Here is a 16,481-nt window from a genome sequence, read left to right on the forward strand (position 1 = left end):
TCCCCTCGTTTTTTCCAACGCAGGCCCGGCCTGCCGCCGTGCAAGGCATTTTCCTGTCGGAGATCCGGATGCAAAGAGTGATGACCCTTCTGGCCGTGGTCGGCGTGCTCGCGGCGCTGTTTGTCGCCTACCGGTACGGCGTGTTCTGAGGCCCGTGCGCGGTTGCGGCGCGCAGGGCCGTACGGTGACCGGGACACCGACGGTTACATCCGCCCTGCCCGAGAGGGGGTGACGCCGCCCGCCACATGGATAAGATCCGGGGCGCGCAGAAGCGGCGGCGTCTTTGCTGCCGCGACGACCCGGAACCCGGACACACCGGTCCATCCCCCGCCCCAGCCTCTCCGGCCCCGCTGCGGGGATCCGCGGCCGTTCCGCTGCCCTCCAGCCGCGCGCGCCATCCAGCCGCCTCCCGCAGTGCCCACGCCCTCTCGGCCCCGGCGCATGGGCGGCCTGGAACTTCTTTTTCCCGCCATCCCGAACAGGAGAAACCGTGAAACTCAAGACCATTTCCAGGGCAGCCGCCGCGCTGCTCGGCACGCTGGCCGTTGCCGGCACCGCGCATGCGGGCGTGATCGCCGGCACCGGCGCCACGCCCACCGGTGTGCAACTGGGTGCGGCCGATGCCGTCAACGTCCGGGTGGTCGAAGGGCAGACGGGCCATGCGCTGATGGTCCCCTACTTCACGGCGCAGAACGGCCAGATGTCCGTGCTGCACCTGGTGAACACCGACTTCGAGAACGGCAAGGCCGTGAAGGTGCGCTTTCGCGGCGCCAACAACGGCGACAGCCTGCTGAGCGTGCACGTGCTGCTGTCGCCCGGCGACGTGTGGACCGGCGCCGTCACGGCCGGCCCCGGCGGCATCGCGCAGCTGACCACGAGCGACAACACCTGCACGCTGCCGCAACTGGCGCACGGCGTTCCGCAACCGTTCTCCACCGACCGGCTGGACCCCGCATGGACCTCCGAGGTCACCGCAGCCAACACGCGCGAGGGCTCCATCGAGGCCATCGTGATGGCCGACGTGCCCTCGGCCGCGGTCTACGGCACCGACGGCGCGAGCCGTTCGTCGCTGTTCACTTCCATCCAGCAGGTGAAGGGGGTCGCGCCCTGCTCGTCGTCTCCCGCCGCCCTCAATGCGGCGCTGCTGGAAGACACCAGCACCGAATTGATCGCCGCACGCCAGGGCTTCGCAACGCCGACGGGGCAGGTGGCCGCCACGTGGTACGTCATCGACGTGCCGGGCTCCACCACGTTCTCCGGCACGGCCACGGCGATCCAGGCCATCAACAGCGCGGGCCTGCCGGCGCGCGGCAACTTCATGGTGTTCCCGCCCACGGACGCGGACGTGCCGCAGCCCGAGCGCTTCACCTCCGATCCGCTGCTGGTGTCCGGCGGCCTCGCGGCTCGCAACAAGGACATCCTGGGCAACACCTCCATGCCCACGACGGCCGCCGTGATCAAGGCCCGTTTCAACGACCTGCCCGACCTCTCCACCCCCATCTACCTGCCGGGCACCGCCGCCAGCGCGCGGGTGGCGGCCGGCGATCTGTCGCGGCTGCTGTCGGTGCGGGAATTCAAGAACCAGTACGTGCTGGACAGCTCCATCTCGGCCCGCACCGACTGGGTGGTGGCCACCCCCACCAAGCGGTACAGCGTGGCGCGCGACTACCGCCAGACCGACCGCTCCAACCAGGGGGTCTACTCCGTCGTGCCGCCGGTGGGCGGCGGCGAGCAGTATTTCCACTCGGGCAACACCGAAACCGGCCAGAGCGTGTGCAGCACCTCCGGCACCTGGACGCTGCGCATCGCCGACCGCGACGCCGCCGTCGTCAGCAGCCAGACTCCGCTCGACCCTTCCGCCAAGCATGAAAGCTGCGGCGCGGTGTCCGTGCTGTCCTTCGGGGGCGCGGGCGCCGACGTGCCCTCGGCGCTGTCGTCGTCCGTGAACCGGCGGGCGCTGTACCTGGGCGCGTTCCCGAACGGCTGGGCCAACCTGCAGGTGCCGGACGGCCGGGGCGTGCCGCTCATCGGCGCCGCGTTCGTGAAGCTGAGCAATCCCGGCGCGACGCCCGGCGTGGCCGCCAACTACGGGCTGACCTTCCCGCACATCGTCCGCGTGCCTTGACGCAGCCGCACGGAGCGACCCGCACCGCTGCGGAGCGCTCCGCTAGGCGGGGCGAGCGGCGGGCGGTGGCGGGCCGTGTTTCCCGCGGCGTGCCCTGCCGGGCACGCGCTCGCCCCGGCCGGCCGTCCAGTCGCGGCCGCGAGAGCACGGGCCAGTAACGCAGCGCATACAGGCCGAATCCCATCGACCACAGCGTGGCCGACACCAGCACCGCATGCACGGTGTGCGCGGGCAGGGCCAGCGGCCAGGCATAGCCCGCGTGCAGCACCCAGACCAGCGGCACGCGGCCTGTTTTCCAGGGCTGCCAGAGCCCAGCGCCAGGCATGCAGCGCGCCAGCGGCGCCCGCCACGATGAGCGCGAGCGCGGCGCCCAGCGCGGCTTGCTCCAGGCACTCGCGGCGCCGGGGCAGGGTGCCGCGGGCACTGGGGAGCGATGCGGCAGTGCTTCAATCGGCGGCGGGCTGTCACTCTTGTCCGCAGCCTTTGATGTTGGCCAGACGATAGCGCTCGCGGATGAAAACCCTGCGGGTGGTTCAGGGAGTGCGGGTGTCCTGGCAGTCTGGCTGCAGAAAAATTCGGTGAATGGGCAGAGTCGTGGATCTGTGGCTGGAACACAACCGAAGTTCGCGTCCGGCGGCACTTGTTCGCAGCGATGCGAAGCCGTTCAAGCGTGGCGGAAACAATCCTGACAACGGCCACGTCGGCCATGAAAGTGACAGGAAGGTTGATTTCATGGGCTGCTTCAGTTCCAAGAGTTCAGTGTCCGGTGCGAGTAATCCCAGGCCATCGTCGGCCATGCGCGCACCTCCCGGTTCCAGCGCTTCACCCGCCCACTTCGCGAGCCGAACCTTGGATCGAGGAGGGCTGGACGGGCTGGCCAGGGAACAGGCGTCCAGTTCCAGTGGCAGTTCCCACCGGGCATCGCTGCCGAAGACGGTGACTTTGGGGGGGCAGAAGTACCTGTCAGTGGACTCGATTCCCGAACAGACCCGCAATGCGTTGAAAGCCGTGTCCGATCCTGTGCAGGCGCTGCAGCTCGATGACAACTCTGTTTTCTATCGCGTCACCGACAGGAAATGGTTGAAAAACGGGCAACTTGCCGGCAATCCTGAATCCTTGGCAAGGATCGAGAACCACCAGGTCGTCAGGCAGGACGCTCCCCATCGTGCTGCCAGCATGCAAGCCAAGCACCTGAAAGACCCCACGTTGAACGTGATGCATGGCAGCGGAGCAAGGGATGCGGCCCTGGCCTATATGGAGGAGGGGCGCCAGTTGGTGAGCTTCACTCTGGGCGATGTTCGCAAGCTCGGTGGAGGCGAGGTTTATTTCGACACCACATCGCTCTACGACGACGGCGACGGCAATGCCTCGCTCATCGTCACCGTTCCCAGGCACAAAAAGCTGGCCGTCACTGTGGAATAGTGAATCGTCCTTGCGGCGTGCGCGACAGGCAGTGCCCTACCGCGCGGCGGCCACTTCCCGGCCCAGGTCGATCACCGCCATGGCGTAGTAGCTCGACCAGTTGTAGCGCGTGACCACGTAGAAGTTCTGCGTGCCGGCCACGTGGCTGGCGGGTGCGCCGCCGTTCTGCAGCTCGATCAGCGCGAGCGGGCCCGCCGCGGCCGCGGCGCCGTCCGGCGCGAGCAGGCGCACGCCGCGCGCGGCCATCTCGTCCGCCGTGAAACTGGGCAGGATGTCCGGCGCGAGCAGCTCGGGCAGGCGCAGCAGCGATTCGTCGAAGGCCACGGGATAGTGCGTGGGCAGGCCCGTCACCCAGCCGTGGGCCTTGAAGTAGTTGGCGACCGAGCCGATCGCGTCGGCGGGGCTCTTGAAGAGGTCGATGCGGCCGTCGCCGTCGAAGTCCACCGCCCAGCGCGACCAGCTGGTGGGCATGAACTGGCCCAGTCCCATGGCGCCGGCATAGCTGCCGCGCGGCACGAACGGGTCGATGCCCGTGCGGTCGGCCAGGCTCAGGAACTGCTCCAGCTCGCCCTGGAAGTAGGCCTGCCGCTCGCGCGCGCGCGGGTGGGCGGCGGGGAAGTCGAAGGCCAGCGTGGCGAGCGCGTCCATCACGCGGAAGTTGCCCATCTGCTGGCCGTAGATGGTCTCCACGCCGAGGATGCCGACGATCATCTCGGCGGGCACGCCGTACTCGCGCTCCGCGCGGGCCAGCGTGTCGGCGTTGTCGTTCCAGAAGCGCACGCCCGCGCGGATGCGCACGGGCTCGACGAAGCGCGAGCGGTAGGCCGCCCAGTTCTTGGCGGTGCCGCGCGGGGCCGGCAGCATGAGGCGCGGCACCTGCGGCAGGAAGCGCGCCTGCCCGATGGCCTGGCGCACCCATTCGCGGTCCAGGCCGCGGCGCTCGGCGAGGTCGTCGGCAAAGCGCAGGGCCTCCGGGCGCTGCGCGTAGAGCACCTCGGGCGCCGGCGCGGACGCAGCGGCCTGCTTCTTCGAGGGTTTTTGCGCCCATGCCGCCGTATTCATTGAAAAGATTGCTATTAAAAATATAGCGATTCGGGTGGCTGGAGGCATGCGGACGGCAACGGTGCGGCGGGGAAAGTGGGAGAGGGGCAGGGCAGGCAAGGCGGTGCGCGGTTCATTCAGGGTGGGTGGGTCCGGCCGGTCACGCGTCGGCGGGCCGGGCGGCGGCCGGCGCCGCCGGCACGGGCCAGCGCAGGCCGCGCAGCTCGCGCTGCAGTTCGGCCAGCGCCACGGCGGGGCGGGGGGCGTAGCGGGCCTGCTCCAGGCGCAGCAGCCAGGCGGCCACGGGCGCGGCGGCGGGCTCGCCGAAGTGGTCGCGCACCCGCTGCGCCATGGCGCGCGGCGGCAGGTGCTCGGGCAAGGACAGGCCGGCGCGCGCGAGCCGGCGCCGCGCGCGGTCCAGCAGGCGCAGCCAGGGGTCGTGCCGGCGGCGCTCCCAGAGGCTCCAGGCCACGCCGCCCAGCGCGGCGGCCGCGGCGAGCCCGCCCAGTCCGCGCGCCAGGTCCTGCCAGCTCGGCGACTCGATGCCCAGCGACTTGAGCAGGTCGAGCTGCTGGCTCTGCGTGTAGTTCAGCACCCACTGGTTCCAGCGGTTGTTCACGGCTTCCCACACGGCGCGGGCCCGCTCGATGAAGCCGCGGCCGATGACGGTGTCCACGGCGTTGCCGAACACGCCGCGCGGCACCTGCAGCCGCTGCAGGGCGCCGATGCGCGCGGGCGCCACGGCGCCGGTCGGGTCCACGCGCACCCAGCCACGGCCCTCCAGCCAGACCTCGGTCCAGGCGTGGGCATCGGCCTGCCGCAGGGTCCAGTAGCCGTCGATGCCGTTCATCTCGCCGCCCTGGTAGCCCGTGACGATGCGCACCGGAATGCCGGCCGCGCGCAGCAGCACCGCGAAGGCCGAGGCGATGTGCTCGCAGAAGCCGGCCTTCTGCTCGAACCAGAAGGCGTCGGCCGTGTGCTGGCCGTACACGCCCGGCTCCAGCGTGTAGGCGTAGCCGCCCGTGCGCAGGCGCTGCAGCGCGGCCTGCACGAAGGCGGGAGCGCCGCCCGCGGCCACGGCCGGGTCGGCCTGCAGTTGGCGCGCCAGCTCGCGCGTGCGCGGATCGAACCCCTCGGGCAGCTCCAGGTAGGGGCGCAGCCGCGGGGTGTCCTGCTGCGGCCCGTGCGTGAAGTCGGGGTAGCTCACGGCGCGGTAGCGCAGCACCTCGTTGATCGGGCGGCTGGCGATCCAGGAGAGTTCGGGCGCCATGCCCGCGCGCAGTCCGGGCGGCAGCTCGGGCGATTCGGGCGCGGCGTCGAGCGTGAGCAGCCAGGGCAGGCGCAGCGCCTCCAGCGTGACCTCGTAGCGCAGCGGCTCGCCGCGCACTTCCAGCGCCGGCGCCGTGGGCGGCCGCCAGGCCGTGGCCGGCGCGCCGGGCTGGCCGAAGGCGAACCACTCGCGCCCGTCGAAGGCCGAGAGCACCGGCCCGCGGAAATACAGCGCGCTCTGCGGCGGCGGCGCGCCGCTCGGCGTGTCGAAGCGCACGCGCAGCGCGATGCCGTCGTCCAGCGCCAGCGAGGCCACGTTGCCCACGACCATCTTGCCGGACAGCCCGCTGCGCCCCGAGGGGTTGTCGTTGGGCATGCCCCACAGCGGCGCCATGCGCGGGAACAGCACGAACAGCGCCAGCATCACCGGCGCGCCCAGCAGTGCCATGCGGCCCGCGAGCCGCAGCGATTCGGAGAGCGGCGGCCGCCCCACCGGCATGTGCGCGTTGACCAGCGCCGCCAGCAGCCCCAGCAGCGCGACCAGCATCGCCGCCGCCGTGGCGAGCGACTGCGAGAAGAAGAAGTTGCTGAGCATCGTGAAGAAGCCCAGGAAGAAGATCACCATCGCGTCGCGCCGCGCGCGCAGCTCCAGCGTCTTGAGCGCCAGCAGCATCACGATGAGCGTCACGCCCGCATCGCGCCCGACGATGGTGCGGTGCGAGGCCAGCGTGAGCGCGACCGACAGCGCCAGCAGCAGGCCCAGCGTCCAGCGGCCGGGCAGCGGCTGCGCGCGCAGCGCCAGCGTGCCGCGCCAGGCCAGCAGCAGCGCGGCGAGCAGGCTGGTCCACACGGGGATGTGGGCGACCAGCGGCAGCACCACCCAGCCCACGGTGGCCAGGAGGAACAGCGTGTCGCGCGTTTCGCGCGGCAGGTTCGCGAGGGTGTGGCGCAGCGGGGTCATGGCAGGGAATGCGAAAGGAAGCCCGGCGGCGGCAGGGGCGCCGCGCCCGGGCGCAAGGGGCAGGGTGCCGATTTGCTATCAAAAATATAGCTAAAAAGGCAATGGATCCGGCGGCATGGGGCCTCCAGGGCCTCAAGGGCCTGAGCAGCGGCGTGGGGGAGGGGAGATGTCAGCACAGCGCCAGTGCCTCCAGGCAGCGCCGTTCGTGCGCGGGGCCGCTGCCCTGGCCGATCTCGCCCGAAGGCAGGCGCAGGCCGTAGTCCACGCCCAGCCGCTCGGCCTGGATCACCCACGACGTGAGGCGCGAGAGCCGGGCTTCCGGATCGGGCAGGCTGGCCAGGGCGGGGTCGAGCCACAGTTCCTGCCGCTGGGCCTGCTGGGCATCGCGGCTCACGAGGTCGTCGGTGCCGGTGGCGAGCGACTTGGCGGCCTTCTTCCAGACCACCAGCTTGAGCGGGTCGCCGCGCCGGTACGCGCGCACGCCGTCGAATTCGCCGATGCCCTGGGCCGGCGCGCTGCCGGCGCCGCCGCCGCGCGGCTCGCCCGCGGGCAGCGGCGGCGGCGGCACCTCGGGGCGCGGAAACACCAGCACCTGCGCGGCCGGGCGCCAGATCGTCCACACGCGGAAGGTGCCCAGCGGAAAGCGCGTCTCGGCCGTGAGCAGCGGCACCTCGTGCAGGCCGCGCCGCTCGGGCTGGAACGCCACCTGCACCGTGGCCGATCCCTGCGCGGGCACGTCGGTCCACGCCCAGTGCGTGGTGCCGGCGCCATCGCCACCGCCGCCGTGCACCGCCAGCGCGATGCCGTGGCGCGCGGAGGCGCGTTCGCTGGTCAGCTGGATGTCGAACACCACGCTCTGCCCCAGGAAGCGCGGCTCCGGCGGCAGCAGGTGCAGGGTCAGCCCGCGCAGCGTGGCATGGCACACGTGCATGCCCACCACCGCGCTGCCGGCCAGCAGGAAGGTGAGCAGGTAGCCCAGGTTGAGCTGGAAATTGATCGACGCCACCAGCAGCACCAGCAGCGTGAGCGCCAGCATCCAGCCCGCGCCCGTGGGCAGGATGTAGACGTTGCGCTGCGTGAGCACCGTGGTGTCGGTGCGCGGCAGGCGCGCCTGCCACCAGCGCTGGAAGCGCCGGCGGACGAAGGCCAGCGGGTTCGATGCGGCAGCCGCGCGACGGGGCGGAAGGTTGGTGGTAGATACCATGTCAGGATCTCGCTGCAAGGGGCGTTGCCTGTACCGCATGCTGTGGGCGCGATGCCGGCGTCCCGGGCGGGCCCGCCCATCGAACGGCCGCGGAGCAGGCCACACCAGCGGGCGCCGCAGAACCGGCTTCGCCGGGCTGCAGGCGCCGTCCCCCCCGGGGGGAAGGCGCCGAAGGCGACTCAGGGGGGAGCATCACTTCAGCGGGACGGCGTCCACCATGGCCAGCACCTGCTCGACGGCGCCGCGGCCCGCGTCGCCCACGGGCACGAGGCGGTGCGCGATGGTCTGCGGCAGCACGGCCTGCACGTCGTCGGGCGCCACATAGTCGCGGCCGGCGATCAGCGCCTGCGCCTTGGCCGCGCGGATGAGCGCGATGGCCGCGCGCGGCGACAGGCCCTGCAGGAACCAGCGGCCCGAGCGCGTGGCGGCGACGAGGTCCTGCACGTAGTCGAGCAGCGGCTCGGCCGTGTGCACCGCCAGCACCTGCTGCTGCAGGGATTCGAGTTCGCCCGCGGAGAGCAGCGGCGGCAGGCCGTCCACCATGTCGCGGCGGTCGCTGCCGGCCAGCAGCAGGCGCTCGGCCGCGCGGTCGGGGTAGCCGATCGAGATGCGCATGAGGAAGCGGTCGAGCTGGCTCTCGGGCAGCGCGAAGGTGCCGAGCTGGTCGTGCGGGTTCTGGGTGGCGATCACGAAGAAGGGGTGGGGCAGCTCGCGCGTTTCGCCTTCGACCGAGACCTGCTTTTCCTCCATCGCTTCGAGCAGCGCGCTCTGGGTCTTGGGGCTCGCGCGGTTGATCTCGTCGGCCAGCAGCACCTGGGCGAACACGGGGCCCGGGTGGAACACGAAGGACTCGCGGCCGCGCTCGTAGACCGACACGCCCGTGAGGTCGCTGGGCATCAGGTCGGCCGTGAACTGGACACGCGAGAACTGCAGCCCGAAGGTGCGCGACAGCGCATGCGCGAGCGTGGTCTTGCCCACGCCCGGAACGTCCTCGATCAGCAGGTGGCCACCGGCCAGCAGGCAGGCCACGCAGTCCTGGACCTGGGCCTTTTTGCCCACGATCACCGTGTTAAGCTGGTCCAGAAGCGACTGGATCTTGTGCTGTGTGTTCATGGCATGCGACGTTATCCGAAAAAACCGAGAGACAAGGGATTCATGGTGGGCGCCACAGGCTATTTCACGCACCGCGATTGCTGGAAGCACGAGATGGGGCCGGGCCACCCGGAGTGCCCCGGGCGGCTGGATGCGATCGAAGACCGCCTGCTGGCCACGGGCGTGGCCGATGCGCTCGAACGCTTCGAGGCGCCCGAGGCCTCGCTCGCCGACATCGAGCTGGCCCACGACCGGCTGCACGTGGCCGCGCTGCGGGGCCTTTCCGACCGGCTCGCCGAGGAGATCCTGGCCGGCGGCCCGCTGCACGCGCAGGTCGATCCCGACACCTCCATCAACCCCCACACCTGGCCGGCCGCCCTGCGCGCGGCGGGTGCGGCGCTCGCCGCCACCGACGCGGTGATGGCCGGCGAACTGGAGAACGCCTTCTGCTGCGTGCGCCCGCCGGGCCACCACGCCACGCGCTCCAAGGCCATGGGCTTTTGCTTCTTCAACAACGTGGCGATCGCGGCCAAGTACGCGCTGCAGCGCTACAAGCTCCAGCGCGTGGCGGTGATCGACTTCGACGTGCACCACGGCAACGGCACCGAGGACATCCTCGCGAACGACCCGCGCGCGCTGATGGTGGGCATCTTCCAGCACCCGTTCTACCCGTTCAGCGGCGACCAGGACCCGGCGCCCAACATGCTCAACGTGCCCGTGGCCGCGTACACACGCGGCATGGATATCCGCGAACTCATCGAGATGCTCTGGATCCCGCGGCTGGAGGCCTTCAAGCCCGAGATGGTCTTCGTCTCGGCCGGCTTCGACGGCCACCGCGACGACGACATGGGCCAGCTCGGCCTGACCGAGCAGGACTACGCCTGGATCACGCAGCGCATCAAGGACATCGCGCGCCGCTACGCCAAGGGCCGCATCGTCTCGTGCCTCGAAGGCGGCTACGTGATGGACGCCCTCGCGCGCAGCGTGGAGGCCCACGTGCGCGTGCTGGCCGACCTCTGACCTTCCGCCCCCTTCTTTTTTGACCGCATCTCCGTCCATGACCGCTCCTCCTGCCTCCGGCCCCCTGCTCGACATCGCCCGCGACGGGCGCGGCGTGGTCTCCCTCACGCTGGCCGACCCCGCGCGGCTCAATGCGCTGGGCGACGGCATGCTGGCCGCGCTGCAGCAGGCGCTGGACGCGGTGGCGCAGGATGCGGGCGCCCGCGTGGTCGTGCTGGCCGCGCAAGGCAAGGCCTTCTGCGCGGGCCACGACCTGAAGGACATGGCCGCGCACCCCGACGGCGCCTGGTACCGCCGGCTCTTCGCGCAGTGCAGCCGCGTGATGCTGTCGATCCAGCGCCTGCCCGTGCCGGTGATCGCGCGCGTGCAGGGCATCGCCACCGCGGCGGGCTGCCAGCTCGTCGCGCAGTGCGACCTCGCCGTGGCGGCCGAAGGCGCGCGCTTCGCCACGAGCGGCATCCACTACGGCCTCTTCTGCGCCACGCCCAGCGTGCCACTGGTGCGCAACGTGCCGGCCAAGCAGGCCATGGAGATGCTGCTCACCGGCGACTTCATCGATGCGCGGACGGCACTGGCGCAGGGCCTCGTGAACCGCGTGGCGGCGCCCGAAGCGCTCGATGCCGAGGTCGAGTCGCTCGTGCGCTCCATCCTGGAGAAGCCCCGCGCCGCCGTCGCCATGGGCAAGGCGCTCTTCTACCAGCAGCGCGAACTCGGCGTGGAAGCGGCCTACCAGCTGGCGGGCCAGGCCATGGCCACGAACATGCTGGACGAGGCCGCGCAGGAGGGCGCCCGCGCCTTCGCCGAGAAACGCGTGCCGGCCTGGAAGCAGGGCAGCGCGCACTGACCGGCGCTCGCGCGCCAGCCAACGTGGCAGGCCGCACGGCACAGCGCCCGCGGCCTGCTTTCTTGTCCCATGCCAACCCCGATCGGGGTCCCGGTCCGACCCCTTGCCGACGATGGAATCCTTCGACACCCTGATCCGCGATTTCAGCCAGTCCAGCACCTGGCTGGAAGCCGCCGTGCTGGCCCTGTGCCTCGCGCTCGCCTACGGCGCGAGCCGCATCCTGGGTCGCCAGCAGCCGCCCGATTCGGTGTGGTTCGGCCGCCGCACGGTCGATGGGCTCATGTTCCCGCTGCTCGCGCTCGCGCTGGTCTATGCGGGGCGCGTGGCAGTGGAGCTGGTGCAGCCCGTGTTCCTGCTGCGCGTGGCCGTGCCGGTGCTCAGCTCGCTGGTGCTGATCCGGTTCTTCGCGCGCATCCTCGCCAACGCGTTCCCGAAATCGGCCGCCATGCGGCTCGTGGAGCGCATCGTCTCGTGGCTGGCCTGGGGCGTGGCGGTGCTCTGGATCGTGGGCCTGCTGCCGGCCGTGCGCGCGGAGCTGTCGGGCGTGGCCATCCACTTCGGCAAGTCGCAGGTCACCGCGCTCACGCTCATCGAGGGATCGCTGTCGGCCACCGTGGTGATGCTGCTCGCGCTGTGGATGTCGTCCACGGTCGAGCGCCGCCTGCTCGACCGCGCGTTCGTGGATCTTTCGATGCGCAAGGTGGCGGCCAACGCCACGCGCGCGGTGCTGCTGCTCATCGGCCTGCTGTTCGCGCTCTCGGCCGTGGGCGTGGACCTGACGGCGCTCTCGGTGCTGGGCGGCGCGGTGGGCGTGGGCCTGGGCTTCGGGCTGCAGAAGCTCGCCTCCAACTACGTGAGCGGCTTCGTGATCCTGCTGGAGCGCTCGCTGCGCATCGGCGACAACGTGCGCGTGGACGGCTTCGAGGGCCGCATCACCGACATCAAGACGCGCTACACGCTGATCCGCGCGGGCAACGGCCGCGAGTCCATCGTGCCCAACGAGACGCTCATCACGCAGCGCGTGGAGAACCTCTCGGACGCCGACCGCAAGTTCAACATCACCACCAACATCACCGTGGGCTACGACAGCGAGGTGGCGCGCGTGCAGGCCATCCTCTGCACCGCGGCGGCCGCGCAACTGCGCGTGCTGGCCGATCCCGCGCCCGTGGCCTACCTCGTCAACTTCGCGCCCGACGGGCTCGAGTTCAGCCTCAATTTCTGGGTGAGCGACCCTTCCGCCGGTACGGTCAACCTGCGCTCGGCGATCAACATCGCGATCCTCGATGGCCTGCGCGCCGAGGGCATCGACATCCCGTATCCGCAGCGCGTGGTGCGCCTGCAGGCCGATGCGCCGCCGCCCGCGGGCCCGATGCATGTCACGCACGCGTCGTCGCCGCCGCCCGTGGCGTGACCGGAAGTGGATATACTCCGCCAAAAAGCACGATCGTTCTTTTTTATGGATGGACGGCGTGGCCGCCGCTTCCGGGCAGGATCGCCCGGAGGCGGGGCATAGAATGGATCGGTTTACGTTACGTCAATCAATCAACCTTTTAGGAGCCGCAGCAATGAAGGTCTTGGTCCCCGTCAAGCGCGTGGTGGACTACAACGTGAAGGTCCGCGTGAAGTCGGACAACACGGGTGTGGACATCGCGAACGTCAAGATGAGCATGAACCCGTTTGACGAGATCGCCGTGGAGGAGGCCGTTCGGCTGAAGGAAAAGGGCGTGGTCACCGAGGTGATCGCCGTCTCCTGCGGCGTCGCGCAATGCCAGGAAACGCTGCGCACGGCCATGGCCATCGGCGCCGACCGCGCGATCCTCGTCGAAACCGCCGAGGAACTGCAGCCGCTGGCCGTGGCCAAGATCCTCAAGGCCCTGATCGACAAGGAGCAGCCCCAGCTCGTGATCCTCGGCAAGCAGGCCATCGACGACGACTCCAACCAGACCGGCCAGATGCTGGCCGCGCTGGCCGACCTGCCGCAGGCGACCTTCGCCTCCAAGGTCGAGGTGAGCGGCGATGCCGTGAACGTGACCCGCGAGGTCGATGGCGGCCTGGAAACGATCGCCCTCACGCTGCCCGCCGTGGTGACCACCGACTTGCGCCTGAACGAGCCGCGCTACGTCACGCTGCCCAACATCATGAAGGCGAAGAAGAAGCAGCTCGACACCGTCAAGCCCGAGGACCTGGGCGTGGATGTCAAGCCCCGCCTCAAGACCCTCAAGGTCACGGAGCCGCCCAAGCGCGGCGCCGGCGTGAAGGTGCCCGATGTCGCCGCGCTGGTCGACAAGCTCAAGAACGAAGCCAAGGTGATCTGAAGAACCTGGGCCCCCATGCTGGCAGCTGCACGTGCTTCGCGTGCTGTGCTGCCCGCCGGGGGGCCTTCGCGGCTTGGGGCGGCCCGGCGCCGCTCCAGCCTCTAGCTGAAAAAGGAATTGTTATGACATCTCTCGTCATTGCCGAACACGACAACGCTTCGATCAAGCCCGCCACGCTGAACGCCGTTACCGCCGCCAAGGCCTGCGGCGGCGACGTCCACGTGCTGGTGGCCGGCCAGAACGCGGCCGAGGCCGCCAAGGCCGCGGCGCAGATCGCCGGCGTCTCCAAGGTGCTGCACGCCGACGGCGCGAGCCTGGCCGACGGACTGGCCGAGAACGTGGCCGCACAGGTGCTGGCCGTGGCCGGCAACTACAGCCACATCCTCTTCCCCGCCACGGCCAGCGGCAAGAACGTCGCGCCGCGCGTGGCCGCCAAGCTCGACGTCGCGCAGATCAGCGACATCACCAAGGTGGACAGCCCCGACACCTTCGAGCGCCCGATCTACGCCGGCAACGCCATCGCCACCGTGCAGAGCGCCGACGCCACCAAGGTGATCACCGTACGCACGACCGGCTTCGACGCCGCGCCCGCCACGGGCGGCTCGGCCTCCGTGGACACGCTCGACGTGGCGGCCGACAGCGGCAAGAGCCGCTTCGTGGGCCGCGAGGTCACCAAGAGCGACCGGCCCGAACTCACGGCCGCCAAGATCATCGTCTCGGGCGGCCGCGCCCTGGGCAGCGCCGAGAAGTTCAACGAGGTCATGACCCCGCTGGCCGACAAGCTGGGCGCGGCCATCGGCGCCTCGCGCGCCGCGGTGGATGCGGGCTACGCGCCCAATGATCTGCAGGTCGGCCAGACCGGCAAGATCGTGGCGCCGCAGCTCTACGTCGCCGCGGGCATCTCCGGCGCCATCCAGCATCTGGCCGGCATGAAGGACTCCAAGGTCATCGTGGCGATCAACAAGGACGCCGAGGCGCCGATCTTCAGCGTGGCCGACTACGGCCTGGAGGCGGACCTGTTCACGGCCGTGCCCGAACTGGTCAAGGCGCTGTGAACAGGGCGACAGCCCCCTGAGGCGCTGCGCGCCTTCTCCCTTCTCTCGCTTCGCGGGAAGGGGGACGACGCCGGTGGCCGGGCGGAGCCCGCTCCACGGCGTCCGCTGGCGCGGCCTGCTCCGCGACCATCGGAAGGGTGGCGCAGCGCCGGTTTCGCGGACTGCATGCGACAGTCCGAGCCCCCAGGGCATCGCATGCGGTGCCCTTTTTTTGCGCCTGAAGCGTGCCCGCCGGGCGCATTCCGACACTTTCTGGAGGACTTTCCCATGAGCTACACCGCCCCCGTCAAGGACATGCTGTTCGCCATCGAGCACCTCGCGGGCCTCGCGCAGGTGGCCGCGCTGCCGGGCTTCGAGGACGCCGGCCTCGACACGGCGCAGGCGGTGCTGGAGGAATGCGCGCGCTTCAACGAGGGCGTGGTGGCGCCGCTGAACGTGGCGGGCGACCGCAACCCGTCGTCGTGGAAGGACGGGCAGGTCACGACCACCCCGGGCTTCAAGGAGGCCTTCCGCCAGTACGCCGAGGGCGGCTGGCAGGGCCTGCAGCACCCCGTGGATTTCGGTGGCCAGGGCCTGCCCAAGACCATCGGCGCGGCCTGCGCGGAGATGCTCAACAGCGCCAACATGAGCTTCGCGCTGTGCCCGCTGCTCACCGACGGCGCCATCGAGGCGCTGCTCACGGCCGGCAGCGATGCGCTCAAGGCCACCTATCTCGAGAAGCTCGTGTCCGGCCAGTGGACGGGCTCGATGAACCTGACCGAGCCGCAGGCCGGCTCGGACCTCGCCCTGGTGCGCACGCGCGCCGAACCGCAGGAGGGCGGCAGCTACAAGGTCTTCGGCACGAAGATCTTCATCACCTACGGCGAGCACGACATGGCGGAGAACATCGTGCACCTGGTGCTGGCCCGCGTGGCCGGCGCGCCCGAGGGCGTGAAGGGCATCAGCCTGTTCGTGGTGCCGAAGTTCCTGGTGAACGCTGGCGGCTCGCTGGGCGCGCGCAACGACGTGCAGTGCGTTTCCATCGAGCACAAGCTCGGCATCAAGGCTTCTCCGACGGCAGTGCTGCAGTTCGGTGATGCGGGCGGCGCGGTGGGCTACCTCGTGGGCGAGGAGAACCGCGGCCTGGAATACATGTTCATCATGATGAACGCCGCGCGCTATGCCGTGGGCCTGCAGGGCATCGCGGTGGCCGAGCGTGCCTACCAGCAGGCCGTGCAGTACGCGCGCGACCGCGTGCAGAGCCGCCCCGTGGACGGCAGCCTGCCGGGCAGCGCGCCGATCATCCACCACCCCGACGTGCGCCGCATGCTCATGACCATGCGCGCGCTCACCGAGGGCTGCCGCGCCATGGCGACCGTGGCCGCCGCGGCGTACGACGCCGCGCACCACCACACCGATGCCGCGGTGCGCAAGGAGAATCAGGCGTTCTACGAATTCATGGTGCCGCTCGTGAAGGGCTACAGCACCGAGATGAGCCTGGAGGTGACCAGCCTGGGCGTGCAGGTGCACGGCGGCATGGGCTTCATCGAGGAAACCGGCGCCGCGCAGCACTACCGCGACGCGCGCATCCTGCCCATCTACGAAGGCACGACGGCGATCCAGGCCAACGACCTCGTGGGCCGCAAGACGGTGCGCGACGGAGCGGCCACGGCGCTCGCCATCTCAGCACAGGCGCGCGGGACGGCGGACGCGCTGCGCGCGTCCGGCACGCCGGATGCCGTGGCCGTCGCCCGGCGCCTGGCCGAGGCCTGCGACGCCTTCGACGACGCGGCGCGCTTCATCGCGGGCAGCGCCAAGTCCGATCCCAACGCCGCCTTCGCGGGCAGCGTGCCCTACCTCATGCTGGCCGGCAACCTCGTCGCGGGCTGGCAGATGGGCCGGGCCCTGCTCAAGGCGCAGGAGCTGCTGGCCGGGCAGGGCGCGGCCGGCGGGGACGCCGCCTTCCTGCAGGCCAAGGTGGCCACGGCGCGGTTCTACGCGGAGCACATCCTCGTGCGCACGCAGGCCCAGCGCGACGCCATCGTGGACGGCGCGGCCAGCGTGACCGCGCTGGCGCTGGAGTCCTTCTGACCGCCAGTGACTCCATTTACTATTAAAAAGATAGCAAACTATTCAATGAATACGGCGGCATGA

At 70.5% G+C, this 16,481-nt stretch carries 13 protein-coding genes; 8 read left to right on the top strand and 5 right to left on the bottom strand.

Features of this window, described 5'->3' with window-relative positions; all coding sequences use genetic code 11:
* The first annotated feature begins 490 nt into the window (after window positions 1–490).
* Entirely contained in the window at window positions 491–2,125 is a 1,635-nt protein-coding gene (locus tag BM144_RS18930; RefSeq protein WP_092955985.1) for a surface layer protein NpdA, read from the top strand.
* On the opposite strand, the gene BM144_RS23740 is transcribed toward BM144_RS18930, so the two are convergent.
* Entirely contained in the window at window positions 2,025–2,450 is a 426-nt protein-coding gene (locus tag BM144_RS23740) for an NnrS family protein (RefSeq protein WP_353615082.1), read from the bottom strand. The two genes, BM144_RS18930 and BM144_RS23740, sit on opposite strands and share 101 nt — an antisense overlap.
* A gap of 257 nt (window positions 2,451–2,707) precedes the next feature.
* Between BM144_RS23740 and BM144_RS18940 the strand changes: the two genes are divergently transcribed.
* Window positions 2,708–3,547 (top strand): AvrPphF family type III effector, encoded by an 840-nt coding sequence (locus BM144_RS18940; protein ID WP_092955988.1) that lies wholly within the window; start codon window positions 2,708–2,710, stop codon window positions 3,545–3,547.
* Between the two features lie 36 nt (window positions 3,548–3,583).
* Here the strand turns inward: BM144_RS18940 and mltB are convergent, their stop codons facing one another.
* The 4 genes from mltB to BM144_RS18960 form a co-directional block, all read right to left on the bottom strand.
* Window positions 3,584–4,609 (bottom strand): lytic murein transglycosylase B, encoded by a 1,026-nt coding sequence (gene mltB, locus BM144_RS18945; protein ID WP_245783731.1) that lies wholly within the window; start codon window positions 4,607–4,609, stop codon window positions 3,584–3,586.
* A 139-nt stretch (window positions 4,610–4,748) separates the two neighbouring features.
* A complete protein-coding gene (locus tag BM144_RS18950) occupies window positions 4,749–6,818 on the bottom strand; it encodes a transglutaminase TgpA family protein (protein ID WP_092955995.1) in 2,070 nt (689 codons plus the stop codon).
* A gap of 169 nt (window positions 6,819–6,987) precedes the next feature.
* Complete coding sequence (locus BM144_RS18955; RefSeq protein WP_092955998.1) at window positions 6,988–8,022, bottom strand: DUF58 domain-containing protein; 1,035 nt, start codon at window positions 8,020–8,022, stop codon at window positions 6,988–6,990.
* Between the two features lie 192 nt (window positions 8,023–8,214).
* A complete protein-coding gene (locus tag BM144_RS18960; protein WP_092956001.1) occupies window positions 8,215–9,135 on the bottom strand; it encodes an AAA family ATPase in 921 nt (306 codons plus the stop codon).
* Between the two features lie 42 nt (window positions 9,136–9,177).
* Between BM144_RS18960 and BM144_RS18965 the strand changes: the two genes are divergently transcribed.
* The 6 genes from BM144_RS18965 (at window position 9,178) to BM144_RS18990 (ending at window position 16,418) form a co-directional block, all read left to right on the top strand.
* A complete protein-coding gene (locus tag BM144_RS18965; protein ID WP_092956005.1) occupies window positions 9,178–10,134 on the top strand; it encodes a histone deacetylase family protein in 957 nt (318 codons plus the stop codon).
* Between the two features lie 37 nt (window positions 10,135–10,171).
* Window positions 10,172–10,978: an enoyl-CoA hydratase gene (locus tag BM144_RS18970; RefSeq protein WP_092956008.1), complete on the top strand. Its 807-nt coding sequence runs from the start codon at window positions 10,172–10,174 to the stop codon at window positions 10,976–10,978.
* Window positions 10,979–11,090: 112 nt separating this feature from the next.
* A complete protein-coding gene (locus BM144_RS18975; protein WP_092956011.1) occupies window positions 11,091–12,389 on the top strand; it encodes a mechanosensitive ion channel family protein in 1,299 nt (432 codons plus the stop codon).
* A gap of 154 nt (window positions 12,390–12,543) precedes the next feature.
* Window positions 12,544–13,293, top strand: coding sequence for an electron transfer flavoprotein subunit beta/FixA family protein (locus BM144_RS18980; RefSeq protein WP_092956014.1), 750 nt, complete (start codon window positions 12,544–12,546; stop codon window positions 13,291–13,293).
* Between the two features lie 122 nt (window positions 13,294–13,415).
* Window positions 13,416–14,348, top strand: a complete 933-nt coding sequence (locus tag BM144_RS18985; protein WP_092956017.1) for an electron transfer flavoprotein subunit alpha/FixB family protein — start codon at window positions 13,416–13,418, stop codon at window positions 14,346–14,348.
* A gap of 267 nt (window positions 14,349–14,615) precedes the next feature.
* Window positions 14,616–16,418, top strand: a complete 1,803-nt coding sequence (locus BM144_RS18990; RefSeq protein WP_092956020.1) for an acyl-CoA dehydrogenase — start codon at window positions 14,616–14,618, stop codon at window positions 16,416–16,418.
* Window positions 16,419–16,481: the final 63 nt, after the last annotated feature.

The organism is Paracidovorax konjaci (assembly GCF_900112675.1).
In the GTDB taxonomy this organism is placed as follows: domain Bacteria; phylum Pseudomonadota; class Gammaproteobacteria; order Burkholderiales; family Burkholderiaceae_C; genus Paracidovorax; species Paracidovorax konjaci.